At 65.5% G+C, this 14,116-nt stretch carries 13 protein-coding genes; 8 read left to right on the top strand and 5 right to left on the bottom strand.

Annotation, left to right across the window (positions count from 1 at the left end):
- Positions 1-5: 5 nt before the first annotated feature.
- The 4 genes from C7411_RS27005 to C7411_RS26990 form a co-directional block, all read right to left on the bottom strand.
- On the bottom strand, positions 6-1,859 hold the full coding sequence (locus C7411_RS27005) for an Hsp70 family protein (RefSeq protein ID WP_110387072.1): 1,854 nt from the start codon (positions 1,857-1,859) through the stop codon (positions 6-8).
- On the bottom strand, positions 1,856-2,434 hold the full coding sequence (locus tag C7411_RS27000) for a DUF2760 domain-containing protein (RefSeq protein ID WP_110387071.1): 579 nt from the start codon (positions 2,432-2,434) through the stop codon (positions 1,856-1,858). Before C7411_RS27000 ends, C7411_RS27005 begins: the two co-directional genes overlap by 4 nt.
- A 404-nt stretch (positions 2,435-2,838) precedes the next feature.
- Positions 2,839-3,348: a DUF1269 domain-containing protein gene (locus C7411_RS26995; RefSeq protein WP_110387070.1), complete on the bottom strand. Its 510-nt coding sequence runs from the start codon at positions 3,346-3,348 to the stop codon at positions 2,839-2,841.
- A 145-nt stretch (positions 3,349-3,493) separates the two neighbouring features.
- The gene (locus C7411_RS26990; RefSeq protein ID WP_110387069.1) at positions 3,494-5,443 is read right to left on the bottom strand and encodes a potassium transporter Kup; all 1,950 of its coding nucleotides are present in this window, start codon (positions 5,441-5,443) and stop codon (positions 3,494-3,496) included.
- A gap of 264 nt (positions 5,444-5,707) precedes the next feature.
- Between C7411_RS26990 and C7411_RS26985 the strand changes: the two genes are divergently transcribed.
- From C7411_RS26985 to C7411_RS26955, 7 genes are all read left to right on the top strand, one after another.
- On the top strand, positions 5,708-6,817 hold the full coding sequence (locus tag C7411_RS26985) for a purine-nucleoside phosphorylase (protein ID WP_110387068.1): 1,110 nt from the start codon (positions 5,708-5,710) through the stop codon (positions 6,815-6,817).
- 374 nt (positions 6,818-7,191) lie between these two features.
- Positions 7,192-8,487, top strand: coding sequence for a flavin-dependent monooxygenase QhpG (gene qhpG, locus C7411_RS26980; protein ID WP_110387106.1), 1,296 nt, complete (start codon positions 7,192-7,194; stop codon positions 8,485-8,487).
- A gap of 320 nt (positions 8,488-8,807) precedes the next feature.
- Positions 8,808-9,962 carry a GGDEF domain-containing protein gene (locus C7411_RS26975; RefSeq protein WP_110387067.1) on the top strand — a complete coding sequence of 385 codons (1,155 nt, stop codon included), beginning with the start codon at positions 8,808-8,810 and terminating at the stop codon, positions 9,960-9,962.
- A 125-nt stretch (positions 9,963-10,087) separates the two neighbouring features.
- Positions 10,088-11,122: an SGNH/GDSL hydrolase family protein gene (locus tag C7411_RS26970; RefSeq protein WP_110387066.1), complete on the top strand. Its 1,035-nt coding sequence runs from the start codon at positions 10,088-10,090 to the stop codon at positions 11,120-11,122.
- 299 nt (positions 11,123-11,421) lie between these two features.
- On the top strand, positions 11,422-11,718 hold the full coding sequence (locus tag C7411_RS26965) for a type II toxin-antitoxin system prevent-host-death family antitoxin (protein ID WP_110387105.1): 297 nt from the start codon (positions 11,422-11,424) through the stop codon (positions 11,716-11,718).
- Positions 11,715-12,086, top strand: coding sequence for a type II toxin-antitoxin system RelE/ParE family toxin (locus C7411_RS26960; protein WP_110387065.1), 372 nt, complete (start codon positions 11,715-11,717; stop codon positions 12,084-12,086). The genes C7411_RS26965 and C7411_RS26960 overlap by 4 nt, the downstream gene beginning before the upstream one ends.
- Before the next feature lie 136 nt (positions 12,087-12,222).
- Positions 12,223-12,885, top strand: coding sequence for a gamma-glutamylcyclotransferase (locus C7411_RS26955; protein ID WP_110387064.1), 663 nt, complete (start codon positions 12,223-12,225; stop codon positions 12,883-12,885).
- Here C7411_RS26955 and C7411_RS26950 read toward each other — a convergent pair.
- A complete protein-coding gene (locus C7411_RS26950; protein WP_110387063.1) occupies positions 12,882-13,532 on the bottom strand; it encodes a LysE family translocator in 651 nt (216 codons plus the stop codon). The two genes, C7411_RS26955 and C7411_RS26950, sit on opposite strands and share 4 nt — an antisense overlap.
- 115 nt (positions 13,533-13,647) lie before the next feature.
- Here C7411_RS26950 and C7411_RS26945 point away from each other — a divergent pair, with 115 nt between their 5' ends.
- Complete coding sequence (locus tag C7411_RS26945; RefSeq protein ID WP_110387062.1) at positions 13,648-14,115, top strand: Lrp/AsnC family transcriptional regulator; 468 nt, start codon at positions 13,648-13,650, stop codon at positions 14,113-14,115.
- The last annotated feature ends 1 nt before the right edge of the window (position 14,116 follow it).

The raw sequence follows: 14,116 nt of genomic DNA, 5'->3' as shown, positions 1-14,116 counted from the left end.
CGGGCTCAGTCGCCTGCTCCGCCGCGCACGTCGAACTCGACCTTCCAGCGCTCGTTCGTGCCGCTCGGCATGGCTTCGAGTTCCAGCGTGCCCGCCTCCGTCACGCGCGCATGCAGCTTCACGGGCACCACTTCGCCGGGCGTGCGGCCTTCGGTCGGCAGCGTGGCCTGGATTGCCTCCAGCTCCTGCAACTCTTCGGGCGACCAGTAGTCGAGCATCGTGCCGACCTGATCCTGGCGCCGCACCGAAGAACCGAAGAAGCGGAAGTGCACCGGCTCGCCCACCACGAGGCCGAATTCCTGCGGCGGCAGCGCCGCCTGAGTGCCCTCTTCCATGCCGAACGGCGCGACGCACAGCGCCGACACGGGCGGCTCGAGCCCCGGCACCGCCGGCATGGCCGATTCGACGGCCACGTAATACGCACGCGCCGTGCCGCCGCGGATGCGCACGCCCTTGCCGCGCTTCACGTAGCCGTAATAGGCCGCGCCGCGCGCCACCGCGAGGTCGAGATCCGCGCCGCCGAGCAGACGCGCGCTCGCAGCACCCTCGGCCGCGAGCCAGCCGTTGAGGATGTCGAGCACGCGTTGCGAGAGCAGCGCCGACTTGAACACGCCGCCGTTGAAGAGGACCGCGGTGGGATGCAGGAACCTCGCGCCTGCCGCGCCAGGATGCTGCGCGCCAAAGCCTTCGAGCTGTGCGAGCGCCTGCACCTGGCGGCCGAGGAAGGCCGCGAGATGGCGCGTGACGCCTGCGTCCTGTGCATACGGCAGGCCAAGCTGCGTGAGACCCACGCGCGTGCGCACGGCGGGGCGCGCGGCGGCGTCCACCTGCGGGAAAAAGCCTTCGAGAATGATCTGCGTGAGTTCGGCGCGCGTGAGTTCGGTGCGGATCGAACCGCCGATCAGCTTCGAGCCGCGGCTCGGCACGACGAGCGGCACCGTATCGACCGTGGCGTCGCTCAGCAGCGTTTCCTTGGCCGACCGGCACGCATAGGTCAGCGCGCGCAGCTGCCACGGATCGGCCTGCGTGCCCTGGGCCGCGAGCTTGCGCGCCACCACGTGCGCCAGCGCGAGGTCCATGTTGTCGCCGCCGAGCAGAATGTGCTCGCCCACGGCCACGCGATGCAGTTCGAGATTGCCTTCGCGCTCGACCACGGCGATCAGCGAAAGGTCGGTCGTGCCGCCGCCCACGTCCACAACGAGGATGATGTCGCCGACCTTCACTTCCTTGCGCCACGCGCCGCCGCTTTTCTGGATCCAGCTGTAGAGCGCCGCTTGCGGCTCTTCCAGCAGCGTCATGTTGGCGTAGCCCGCCGCCTGCGCGGCCTCGGCCGTCAGCTCGCGCGCGGCAGGGTCGAACGAGGCTGGAATCGTGACGGTGATCTCCTGCTCGCCGAACGGCGCCTCGGGGTGCGCGTGGTCCCAGGCCTCGCGCAGGTGCGTGAGATAGCGCACCGAGCTTTCGAGTGGCGACACGCGCGTGACTTCGGGCGGCGCGTCGTTGGGCAAAATGGCCGCGCGGCGATCCACGCCGGGGTGGCACAGCCAGCTCTTCGCGCTCGACACGAGACGGATCGGCGTGCCCGCGCCGCGGCTGCGCGCAAGCTCGCCCACGGCGTACTCGCGCGTGGTGGTCCACGGCAGCGTGAGGTCGCCCGGCGTCAGCTCGCCCGCATGCGGCAAGTACAGGAACGAAGGCAGCAGATCGGGCGATTCCAGCGTGCCCGGCGCCGTCAGCTGGGTCACGCTCAGCACGCCCTGCTGGGTCTTTTCGCCATCGCTGGCGCTGAGGTCGACGTAGGACAGCGCACAGTGCGTCGTGCCGAGGTCGACGCCAATCGAATATCGCGGATCGCTCACAGCTCCACCTCCGCCGGCGCGATGATGCGCGCGTCGTGCGTCTTGACGAGTTGCGGCAGCTTGACTTCCTCGACGCGCCAGCCGCGATGCGTGAGGCTGCCGCTGAACGGCGCTTCGCCTACCACGTTGCCGGTCACGCGCACGGCGGCGGCGTCGAAACCGGCCGGCAGCGTCACGCGCGAACCTTCGGACTCGCTGCGCACCGGGCGGATCGCGAAGTGGTCGCGCAGTGTGGCGCGGCAGCCTTCGTGAACGATGCGGGCGGCGGCGCCGATGTCCGCATCGGCATAGCCCGCAATGTCTTCCTCGACGAAATCGACGAAGCGCGCGTTGCGCTGGAGCAGGCCGAGCAACTGGAGCGCGGCGTCGGGCGTGGCTTCCTTGATGACGGCGGGCGCGGGTGCCGGCTGCGCGGCCGGAGCCGCGGCGGGCGCAGGCGCGGCGGCGGCGGGTGCAAGCCCGCCTTCACGCAGACGGCGCACGTTGGCGGCCAGCTCACCGTCGCCGAGGATCGCGAAGAACGATCCCAGCGCGACCGAAAGACGGCCGAAGAAAGACAGATTCGATTCGGGCATGTAGACGACTCCAATAGCGCTTGAGGGCTCGCAGGCAAGGCGAGCCGACCTGCCGGGCTCGCAACGAGGCCCGATCGATGCCTGGAAAGAGGCGGCCGGCAGGGGAAACTCGAGCCCGGTACGGGCTCAAAACCCGTATTTTGCCTTGTCGCGGGCGCAAGCCGGTCAAAATGCGGATCTGGCGGGGGGAATGGCGTGCCCGGCAGGGGCGCGAAGCTTCGATGGCGGGCGGGGCGCCGGGCAATACGCGTGGGGCAGCGCGCTGACCTTCGGCTGTTACCGGTTGAGCGCTGCGGCCCTGAAAAGGGGCGGCACGGCAGATGAAATGGGGGGCGCGACTGGCAGCACGCGCAAACGCTCACGCCCGCGCCGCAGCCGCGATTCGCCTTGCGGCCTCGGCGCTTTCAGGGAAAGATGGGGGTCGTCGCTTCTGCGCCTTCCACGTCGGCGCGCGGAACATGCTGCGCGATGTTCGCCTCGATTTCCGCTTCGCGCGAACCGGGCACATCGGCCATGACCAGCAACTGGCCGTCCCCGATCGGCCCGTTAAAGCGCGAGAGCCGCGTGTTCGGTTCGTCCACGCCGATCATGCCGGCCACCCACGCGCCGAATATCGCGCCCGCAAGGGTCAGCGCCACGACCACGCCGCCTGTGATATCGAAGTTCTCGGGCGGAAACATCAGCGCCACGAGACCGGCGATTGCGCCGGTCGCGGCGCCGAACATCACGCCGCGCTCCAGCGCGTGCACGACGTCGCTGCGCTGCAGCAGCGACGCCTCGGGCAAGCGTTCGAGCCCCACGCTGTGATTCGCGAGCACGTGAATATGACGCCACGTGATGCGCGCGCGCAGCAGATCGTCGACGATCGCCTGCGCCGTGGTGGTGTCGGGAGCGAGGAAATAGAGGCGTCTCATGATGGCCCTCCTTCGGTCATGCAGCGAGCCGCCTGCAACCGGCTCGCTGCCACATGACCACGATGCGATTCCGTTCATCCTACGCCTGAGTTCCGGGCAGCGCGACATCCCGGGCGTATGCCACAACCCACGCGCGCCGAGCCGCCTAGATCTCGACGCGCGCCCCGACCTCGATCACGCGATTGGCCGGCAGCTTGAAGAATGCGGCGATATTCCCGACGTTGTGCAGCATCACTGCGAAAAGACGCTCGCGCCAGAGCGACATGCCGTGGCCGCGCGTCGGCACCACCACGGCGCGGCTGAGGAACCACGACGTCTCGTCGAGATCGAACGTCAAGTCCGCGGACTTGTAGGCGGCGAGCGTGCGTGGCAAGTCCACCTCGTCCTTGAATCCGTAGTTGACCGCGACGCAGTAGCAGCCCGGGCATAGCAGTTCGACCATCACGCGCTCGCTTTCGGCCACCCATGGCACGTCCTTCGTCTTCACGCTCAGGAATACTACGCGTTCGTGCAACACCCGGTTGTGCCGCAAGTTGTTCACGAGCGCGTGCGGTACGGCGTCGGCGTTCGGCGTGAGGAAGATCGCCGTGCCGCCCACGCGCACCGGCGAACTCTCGAGCAGCGTCGCGAGATAGGGTCTCAGGGGCTTCTTGCCGGCGCGCACGCGTGCCTCGGCCGCCATCATTTCCCAGCCCTTGCCCCAGGTCGCCATGACCGTGAACATCAGTGCGCCAATCACGAGCGGGAACCAGCCGCCGTCCACGATCTTGAGCAGGTTGGCCGAGAAGAACATGGCGTCGATCACGAAGAAAAACGCCGTCGCGAACACGCACAGCAGCCAGTTGTAGTGCCACGCGTAACGCACGACGAAGAACGTGAGGAACGTCGTGATGAGCATCGTGCCGGTCACGGCGATGCCATAAGCGGAGCCGAGCGCCGTCGACGAACGGAAGCCCACCACCGCTGCGACCACGGCGACAAGCAGTATCCAGTTGATGCCGGGCACGTAGATCTGCCCGATTTCACGCTCCGAGGTGTGCACGATATTCATGCGCGGCAAGAAGGAGAGTTGCATGGCCTGCATCGCCATGGAGTAGGTGCCCGAAATCACGGCCTGCGATGCGATGACGGTGGCGACGGTCGCAAGCACGATCATCGGCACGATGGTCCATTGCGGAAAGAGCCGATAGAACGGGTTTTGCACGGCGCCGGGGTTGGCCAGCAGCAGTGCGCCCTGCCCGAGATAATTGAGCGCGAGCGCGGGAAATACCATGCCGAACCACGTCAGCCGAATAGGCTGCTTGCCGAAATGGCCCATGTCGGCATAGAGCGCTTCGGCGCCCGTGAGCGAGAGCACGACCGCGCCCAGCGCGACGAAGGCGAGCCAGCGATGATGCAGGCAAAACGCGATGCCCTCGCGCGGATCGAGCGCGAACAGCACGGCCGGCGCAGAGGCGATGTTGGCCACCCCCGCCGCGGCGATCACGACGAACCACAGCACCATCACCGGACCAAACACTGCGCCGATGCCACCGGTGCCGTGCTTTTGCGTCACGAACAGCACGATGAGCGCCGTCAGCGTCACCGGAATCACATAGGTCTTGAGGGCTGGCTCGGCCACTTCGAGACCTTCCACGGCGCTCAGCACCGAGATGGCCGGCGTGATCACGCTGTCGCCGAAGAAGAGCGCCGCGCCCATCACGCCGATCACGAGCAGTGCGGTACGCAGGTGCGGCCGCGACGCAACCGAAGAAGCCGCGAGCGCGAGCAGCGCCATGATGCCGCCCTCGCCGTGATTGTTCGCGCGCAGGATGAGCGCGACATACTTGAGCGAGACGACGATCATGAGCGACCAGAAGATCAGCGAGACGATACCTACGATATTGAAAGCATTGACCGCAAGGCCGTTGCCGGGATCGAACACGGTGGCGAGCGTGTAGAGCGGGCTCGTGCCGATGTCACCGTAGACCACGCCGAGTGCGGCCAGCGAGAGCGCTGGAAGCGCCGGGCGATGCGGGCCGGAGTCGCCAAGGCGCCCATGCGCGGGCGCCGCGGATGCGGATGCGGATGCGGATGCGGATGCGGATTGTCCCATGTCTCCCTCCTGGTGCTGCCGCGTGCGGACCGGGGGCCGCGCGGCCTTGTCGTTTCGTATTGGCGAGGCTGCCTCGTCGGGCGCACTACGAAGTATAGGAACTTGGCGCGAAAATGCGCTTCGCGTGGCACCCGACGGCGGCATCAACAGTGCGGTACGAGCTGCCGTGCGTTCGCAAAACTGTCATAGTCGAGCGTATTTTCCTCAATATTCTCCCGATCAATCGGGCCGCGTGTCAGGCGTATAAAGAAAAGGAGTTGCACAATGCGAACCCGCCTCACGTCTCTCAGCGCCGCGCTGGCGCTTGCTGCCTGCGCGACGCAGCCCCCTTCAGCGCAACAGGACATCGCAACGCTTTCTGCACAACCCGCGGCCTTTGCGCAAGCGGGCGCCGCCGCTCACGAACGTCCGGTGAAAGTCATGATCGTGACGATGTTCGCGCCCGAAGCGAGGACATGGCTCGATCGCCTCGGTCCCTGGGAGTCCGTGACAATCGCGGGCCTCTCTCCAGACTATCCCGATGTGCACTGCAATGCCGACGACGTCTGCGTGATGACGACCGGCATGGGCCATGCGAATGCCGCCGCTTCGACGATGGCCCTTGCCTTCGCGCCGCAGTTAGACCTGCGCAAGACCTACTTTCTCATCGCGGGCATTGCGGGTGTGAACCCCGAGCAGGGCACGACCGGCTCGGCGGCCTGGTCGGACTGGCTCGTCGATTTCGGCCTGCAGTGGGAGATCGACGGCGATGGCCGACCGCACGGCTGGCACACCGGCTACCTCGGCATCAATACGAAAGGCCCCAGCGACAAGCCTGCGCTCGACTACCGCACCGAAGTGTTCCGCCTGAATCCGGGGCTCACCTCGGCGGCCTGGGCGATCTCGCGCGGCGTGACGCTCGCGGATAACGCGCAGGCGCAGGCCGCGCGCGCGAAATATGCTTACGCTCCTGCCAACCGGCCGCCCACGGTGATCCGTTGCGACTCGGTCACCGACGATACGTGGTGGTCGGGCACGGCGCTCGGCGCGAGGGCGAGCGAGTTCACGCGCCAGCTGACCGGCGGACAAGGCGTGTACTGCATGACGCAGCAGGAGGACAACGCCACGTTCGAAGCACTCAGCCGCGCGGCGCGCGCGCGACGCGTAGACCTCGATCGCGTGGCCGTCCTGCGCGCGGGCTCGGACTTCGATCGTCCGTATGCGGGAGAATCGAACGCGGCGAATCTGCTGAACTATGCGAGCCAGGGCGGCTTCGCAACTGCGTTGGAAAACCTTTTTCGCGCGGGCCACCCGCTCGTGCAGACCATCGTCACGCACTGGAGCGAATGGCAGGATGGCATTCCTGCAAATGCCTCTGCGGCGTCGCCTCGCTAGCCCAATCACGCCCTGTCCCCGCTTTGCCTCGTTGCATCGAAGCATCCTTGTGAGGAATACAGACGAACGATGCGTGCCGTTACCCGCCATGCATCGCCAATTCGCAAAGCAACTACAGCGCACGATCGTTCATACGCATTGCGCATCGAAATACGGGATTTCCGCTACTGAAATTCTCCTTTGACCGGATAGCTTTATCGCGGCATCTATGCCAGATTAGGTTTCACCCATTCAAGCGCAGCGCAGGGGTCGCGAAGCGATGCGCCATGATTTCACGGGGACAGCATGCACGGTTACTTCCCTCCCCTTCATGCCGTCACGCTCATCATGTTCGCGAGCGTGCACGCGTGTGCGCATTCGCGAGCGCACGCGTCATGAATGCCGCCAGCATCGTCGTGCTCGGCGCGGGGCCAGCGGGCGCAGCCGTTGCGCGCGCGCTCGCGGAACTCGAATATCGCGTGCAGGTGGTGAGCGACTGGCGCCGCTTCGACGCCGCCGAAGCCTTATCGGCACGCGCGATTGAAGCGCTGCGCCGTGCGGGCCTGCATCGTGCAGCCAGTTGCGGCGAAGGGCCATGCGTGCGCACCACGCTCTGGAACGGCGCGCTGCAAACGCTCAACGCGGAATTCCTCGTGGACCGGCGCGTATTCGATGCGGCCCTGCGCGAGGATCTGTGCAGTGCGGACGTGAACGTGATCGAGGCGAACTTGCGCTCGCTGCATTCCTCTTGCGCGGGTCACGATCTCATGATCGAAACCGCCGACGGACCGCTCACGCTGCGCGCGGACTTTCTGGTCGAAGCGCGCGGGCGCCTCGCGCCGCTGTTGCGCGATGCCACGCGCGGCCCGCAAACTGTGAGCCTGCTGAACGTATGGAAGGGCCGCGCGGGCGCAGCCGCCACCGCGGTGGAAAGCCTGCCTGCCGGATGGGCATGGATGGCGCGTCTGGGCGACGGCCGCTGCTACTGGCAATTGACGCTGGACGTCACAAATCCCGAACTGCCGCAGCGCGATGAACTGCTGGCGTTTTGCGAGCGCATGCGCCACTCGCCGCTTGCCAGCGACTTCTTCGCGGGCGACGGCGCGAACGATGCACGCCTCTATGCGCGCAGCAGCACCGCGACGCTGTGCGGCCGTACCGGCGGCCACAACTGGCTGCGCGTGGGCGATGCCGCCATGGCCGTCGATCCGCTCGCGGGCAATGGCGTGTTCCAGTCGCTCACCTCCGCGTTGCAGGCGCCCGCGGTGATCCACACGCTGCTCGCGAGGCCCGAGCGTGCGCCGCTCGCGCTGCGCTTTCACCAGCAGCGCATCGAGCAGTTGTTCATGCGCTTCGCGCGCACTGGACGCGATGTCTATGCGCTCGAGCAGCGCTGGACGACGCAGCCATTCTGGCAAACACGTGGTGCATGGCCCGACGACCGCCCCGCTCACGTGAGCGCCGATTTCAACGAACTGAACGTGGGACGCGCGCCCGTGATCGATGGCGGCATGATTGCCGAAGCGGACGTGGTCGCGAGCCCGGACCAGCCGCTTGGCATCTGGCATCTTTGCGATGCTGCTGTGGTCGAGGCGCTGCGCAGGGAGCCTGCTGAGCAGGTGCTCAAGTCGCTCGATGCGGATCAGGCGCGGATGGTAAGGCACTGGCTTGCCATGCAGGATTATCCTTAGGCGGGCGCTTTTGCCATTTCTTGAAATCAGGGAAGAGCGAACGCGCCCCGAACACCAAACTGCGGGAATTCCATCGCACTACTGATCGCCCACCCGCACCGGCGCAGCCATCTTGCCCAGCGCATCGAACATTCGGAGCCGCGCGCCCGACCCGTCCGGGCTCGATACAAAACGCGTAGAGGCGTGGCGCGACGCATGACGCCGCTGCGGCACGCTGCAGGCACGCGGCGGACAATCAGGGAACGTGCCTCGCGGCATCAAGTTTCGGCGTAAAATGCGCGTTCGCCGCGATGTACCGGCGTAGAAGCCTCACGCCAGCGATGCACGTCGATCTACTTACCATCTACCTCCTCCTGATCGGGACCCTGCTCGCCAGTTCCCTGATAACGCTCTGGGAGCATCGTACGCATCCCGCGCGCAGCAAGGCATTGCGGATACTGGCCGGGGGCTACGCCACCCTCGCAACCGGCTGCGCCGCGGTGCTCGTACGCGCCGATCTGCCCGGCGTTTGGGGCTACGCCCTGAGCAACCTCGTCATGATGGCCGGCTATCTGCTGGTTCTGCATGGCGTCGCGACGCTGAACGGGCGGCAATACCGGGCGGCGTCGATCGCCCTGCTCGCGTTGATCGCGCTGACCTGGGCCACATGGGGCGCACGGCATCCGCAGGCCATGTGGTATTACGCGAGCGCGTTTCCCATTGCGCTGGTGAGCGCCATGACGTCGCGCGAACTGCTGCGCGGCGACGGCATGAAAGGGATGCAATCGCGCCACGTCGCGACGTTCGTCACGGGATTTCACGCACTCTTCTACGTGTTCAGGACATTTGTCCTTCCGTTGCTGGGCAGCCGCTATGGGGACGGCTTCGTCGCGCTCGTCAGCAAGATCACGATGTATGAAGGCGTGCTGTATTCGATCATTCTGCCCATGGCCCTGCTCAAGCTGGTACGCGAGGAAACGCATGGGCAGCTGTTGCGCGAGTCCCAGACGGACTACCTGACCCGCCTTGGCAACCGCCGCTGGTTCTTCGAAGAAGGCGAGCGCGTGATGCGCGAGATCGGCACGCGGCAGCCGGTTTCGCTGCTTGCCTTCGATCTCGATCACTTCAAGACCATCAACGATCGCTACGGCCACAAGACCGGCGACGAGGTCCTCGAGACGTTCGCGGACATTGCCCGCAGCGCCATGGGGCCCGAGGCGATCCTCGCGCGCATAGGCGGTGAAGAATTTGCCGCCCTGCTGCCGGGCCATGACCGCGTGCACGCCAAAGCGGTGGGCGAGGCGATCGCAAGGCGCTTCGCTCAAACAGCCATGATCAAGGTCGATGGCGTCGCCATATGCGCCACGGTGAGCGTCGGCCTCGCGCAGCATGGCCACGAAGCGTCCACGCTCTCCGACCTGCTGGCCGCCGCCGACGCCGCGCTCTACAGTGCGAAAGCGCTGGGCGGCAACCGGCTCGAAATGCTGGTTCTCTAACGCTTCACGCCACGTCCGTCATTCTTGTCAGCTATTTGTAGGCGGTGCGCATTCTTTTTGCTAGCCCTCTTGAGCCCGCCCTATCCGGTCGCGGGTGCAATCGCGTCAAGCGGTAAGGGGGCACAATGGCAACGATCGATTCCCGGATTCGGGTGGCAATTTCCGCTGGACTGCTTTTCCTGCTTGCGGCTTGCGGCGGCGGCGGAAGCGGCAGCGGCGGCGGCGGCGGCTCGGGCAGCGGCACAAGCACGCCGGCGGGCGGCGTCAAGCTGCAAGTCGTCTCGTTCGGCGACAGCCTTTCCGACGTCGGGACCTATGCGCCGCTTGCGAGCGCCGTGGACGGCGGCCGGTTCACGACCAACCCCGGTCAGGTCTGGTCCCAGGATGTCGCGCAGTATTATGGGGACACCCTGAACGCCGCGTACACGGTCGGTCTCGATCACAAGCTGAGCGCGCGAGGCGGCTTCGGCTACGCAGAGGGCGGCGCCACGGTCGCCACGCCGGCCAACCAGTACGACTTCCTCTCGGACGTGATCGGCAACATCGAAATGCCGGTCAATCAGCAGGTTTCGAGCTATCTCTCCGCGCACGGCAGCTTCAACTCCGGCCAGCTCGTGCTGGTCTGGGCCGGCGCGAACGACGTGCTGCGCGCCGGCAACCCGCCTGGTGCCAACACGGTCGTGCAAACCGCCGCCACGACGCTCGCACAAATCGTCGGGCAGATCGTGCAGGCGGGTGCCACACACGTCGTGGTGATCAACGTGCCGAACGTCGGTCTCTCGCCCAAGGGCATCACCTCGCCCGACGGCGGCGCGAACCTGACCCAGCTCTCGCAGCTCTTCAATTCGGCATTGAACGGCGCGTTGCAGGCGAACGGCCTGCAAGGCAAGGTAACCGAAGTCGATTCCTACACCTGGATCACGCAACTCGTTGCGAACTTCCAGGCGAGCGGATTTACCGTGTCCAACACGGCCCAGGCGTGCGACCCGTCGAAAACGCCGGATAACACCTCGCTGCTCTGCTCGCCAGCCACCTACGTCTCGGCCAATGCCGACCAGACCTATATGTTCGCCGACGACCTCCACCCGACCACGCACACGCATACGCTGTTCGCGCAGTATGTCGAGCAGCAGATCGCGGCGAGCGGTCTGGGTCATTGAGTGCTGGATTCAAGCGGCCGCGCCTGGCATGGGTGCGTCCGCTTGCGTAGTCATCAAGACTCCTGATGATTCCCGCCACTCCGGGGCGGCTCCAGTGCCAACAGGTCCGATATCGTTGGCCCGCGGCCGCAGCGGCCGCCTGAGGTGGCGTGATCCTCGCTGGGCCTGGCACAAATTGATCTCCCTCGACGTGCTCGCAACGGCGATGACGGGTCCGCGGGAGAAGTACGGAGCGGGACTTGACCATGCGCCCTCCCATGTGTATGTTTTCGTTAACGAATTTTGTACAGGAGAGGTTTATGTCTATTCGCGCCCAAGACGTCGTCCCGATTAGCGAAGCACGCGCGCGGCTCACCGAACTGGCGGACGACGTAGTCGCCGGTGCCGAAAAGGTGCTGACGAAGAATGGCGCAGCCTTTGTTGCACTCGTCGATGCGAGAAAGCTCGACTTCTATCACGCCCTCGAAGCCGAGTACGGCCGGCTGATCATGATCGAAGACGCTGAGAAGGGGCTAAAAGACGCGCTCGCCGGACGTACAAAGTCCCTGGAGGACATTCGGGAGTCGATGCGACGTCGTTCTGAGTCGCACAAATGATCCCGGTCGATTTTGCAGAAACGTTCGAAGAGCGCCTCGAAACGATCAGCGAATTCATGTTGGAGCAGGACTCGTCGTCAGCACCGCAGCGAATGGATGACCTTTGGGAGCAAATTTTTCGCTTCCGCGATCTCGTGATGATTCATCCGCAACTCGGCCGCCCCGCCGGGTTCCTTGCGGCGCAGACCATTGAGGGACAGATGCGGCTCGACAAGCTAAAGCGTCTGGCGATCGAAGCTGATGTTCCCGATTTCCGCGAATATGTGCTGGGATCGCACGTGATCCTGTATGCCCATTCAGAAACGCGCGCAATCGTGCTCTCGATTCGACACCAGCGCGAGCTCGGCTACGCACCGCTGACCGATTGATGGCTGCGGCCTCTCTGCGGGGCAAGTACAACCCGATTGTCGTCCCCAGTTGAACGCAGCATCGCGTTCCAGCCACTTTATCCACGCCCTCGCCGACCGCATACTTCGTGACGTAGCCCTACCGCCCGTCAACGCCATGCTAAACAGAGACGCCATTCGCTCCGGTGCGTTTCTCGAGAGTTTCAGCCATCTCCCCCCTGAAATTCTCTGGACGCAAGCCCAGATCGCCCAGTCGCTCGCCGAAACGATGGCGAAGCGCCCCGCCGGCGAGGAAGTCTGGGTGTTCGGCTACGGTTCGCTCATGTGGAATCCGCTCTCACACTTCGACCGGCGCGCGAGCGCCACGCTGCATGGCTGGCGCCGGAGCTTTTGCATTCGCCTGTTCGGCGGGCGCGGCACGCCGCAGCGCCCCGGGCGCATGCTCGCGCTGGAGCGCGGCGGCCATACGCAAGGCGTGGTGCTGCGGCTCGATGCCGCCACGCTCGACGAAGAGCTTCACATTCTCTGGACCCGCGAGATGCTGACGGGCGCTTATACGCCGGCCTGGACCGCCGTCACGCTCACTACGGGAGAGACGCGGCACGCGCTCGCGTTCGTGGCGAGCACCTGCCCGCGACAATACGAGGCTGATTCGAGCCCAGCGACTGTCGCGCGCGCAATTGCCCAGGCGCATGGGCCGCTCGGCAGCAACGCGGAATATGTGTTCCAGCTCAGACAGGCGCTTGCGGACTGCGCGATGACCGACGCCTACATCGAGGAAGTGGCGCAAGCCCTCGAACGTTTCGAAACGACGTATTAAGCGAGTCGCGCAAGACCGGTCACCATCTGAACGACGCCAAATGCGGCAATCGCTACGGCGGAAAAAATGGAGATGCCGCGCGTGAGCGCGAGTGGCAGCCTGGTACGCAACGCGGAGGTCACGCCGCTCAGGAACAACCACCACACGGCCGAACCCGCGAACACGCCCGTCACCATGGTCACCATCGGCGCCACCGAAAGCCATCCCGGCGCGCCCTGTTCGCCCGGCATGGCCGGCAGGGGCCCGAGCGCCGCAAAAGCGGCGATGAACGAAAAAATGGTCAGTGGGTTCGAGAGCGTCAGTGCAAAGGTCGTGAGGAAGTCACGCGTGACAGTGGTGCGCAAGTTCTCCTGCACGGCGGCCGGCGCGCGCGGCGACTCGCGCGCGATGGTCCACGCCATCCACATCAGAAATGCCCCGCCCGCTGCCTTCAACACCACCGTCAGCATTGGCAGCGCCGTCACGATGCCCGCCACGCCGAGCACGCCGAGCAAGCCATAAAACGCGTCCGCGCAGGCAGCGCCAATGCCCGTCGCAAGGCCCGCGCAAAAACCTCGGCTCATGCTGCGCTGGATGCACAGCATGCCGATGGCCCCGACCGGTGCGGCGATGCAAAACCCCATCGCCACGGCTTTGACGAACAGCATGTCCCCTCTCCCTGCAGTGTGTGTTCCATAGGGGACTATCGTAGACCGCGCACATTGTCCGCAGAAGTCGGGATTTAAGGGAAAATCGGCATTTCACCTTAAACATTTCGCCATGATGGACGATCTGGACTGGAAAGTACTGGCGCTGCTGCAAGACAACGGCCGCATGACCTACACCGAGCTTGCGAGACAGGTGCATCTCTCCGTGCCGGCGGTCACGGAACGCGTGAAACGTCTCGAAGAAGCCGGCGTGATCGAAGGCTACACGGCGCGCGTGAACCCGGCCGCCGCCGGCTATCCGATCTCGGCCCTGATCGGCATTACGGTGCCCCAGTCCGCGAAGGCGAGGTTTATCAAGTTGCTCAGCACGATTGCCGAAGTGCTCGAATGCCATCACGTCACGGGCGCGGACTCTTACGTCATTCGCCTCGTCGCAACGAGCGTGGCCGATCTGGAGCGCCTGATCCAGCGGATCAACCTTTACGGCGAAACGCGCACGTCCATCGTCATGTCCACGCCGCTCGCCGCGCGTGCACTCGCGCGGCCTCAGGTGGGCCCGGTCGGGTCGCGCGGCAAGACATAGC

Origin of the sequence: Paraburkholderia silvatlantica (assembly GCF_003096715.1) — a bacterium.
Lineage (GTDB): Bacteria > Pseudomonadota > Gammaproteobacteria > Burkholderiales > Burkholderiaceae > Paraburkholderia > Paraburkholderia silvatlantica.
The sequence above is the reverse complement of the archived record's forward strand: the minus strand, read 5'-3'. Positions and strand labels throughout refer to the sequence as shown.

What these genes read in the sequence shown, in the direction of transcription:
- C7411_RS27000 (WP_110387071.1), bottom strand. Translation starts at nt 2,434, where the DNA reads ATGCCCGAATCGAATCTGTCTTTCTTCGGCCGTCTTTCGGTCGCGCTG.
- C7411_RS26995 (WP_110387070.1), bottom strand. Translation starts at nt 3,348, where the DNA reads ATGAGACGCCTCTATTTCCTCGCTCCCGACACCACCACGGCGCAGGCG.
- C7411_RS26990 (WP_110387069.1), bottom strand. Translation starts at nt 5,443, where the DNA reads ATGGGACAATCCGCATCCGCATCCGCATCCGCATCCGCATCCGCGGCG.
- C7411_RS26985 (WP_110387068.1), top strand. Translation starts at nt 5,708, where the DNA reads ATGCGAACCCGCCTCACGTCTCTCAGCGCCGCGCTGGCGCTTGCTGCC.
- qhpG (WP_110387106.1), top strand. Translation starts at nt 7,192, where the DNA reads ATGAATGCCGCCAGCATCGTCGTGCTCGGCGCGGGGCCAGCGGGCGCA.
- C7411_RS26975 (WP_110387067.1), top strand. Translation starts at nt 8,808, where the DNA reads ATGCACGTCGATCTACTTACCATCTACCTCCTCCTGATCGGGACCCTG.
- C7411_RS26970 (WP_110387066.1), top strand. Translation starts at nt 10,088, where the DNA reads ATGGCAACGATCGATTCCCGGATTCGGGTGGCAATTTCCGCTGGACTG.
- C7411_RS26965 (WP_110387105.1), top strand. Translation starts at nt 11,422, where the DNA reads ATGTCTATTCGCGCCCAAGACGTCGTCCCGATTAGCGAAGCACGCGCG.
- C7411_RS26960 (WP_110387065.1), top strand. Translation starts at nt 11,715, where the DNA reads ATGATCCCGGTCGATTTTGCAGAAACGTTCGAAGAGCGCCTCGAAACG.
- C7411_RS26955 (WP_110387064.1), top strand. Translation starts at nt 12,223, where the DNA reads ATGCTAAACAGAGACGCCATTCGCTCCGGTGCGTTTCTCGAGAGTTTC.
- C7411_RS26950 (WP_110387063.1), bottom strand. Translation starts at nt 13,532, where the DNA reads ATGCTGTTCGTCAAAGCCGTGGCGATGGGGTTTTGCATCGCCGCACCG.
- C7411_RS26945 (WP_110387062.1), top strand. Translation starts at nt 13,648, where the DNA reads ATGGACGATCTGGACTGGAAAGTACTGGCGCTGCTGCAAGACAACGGC.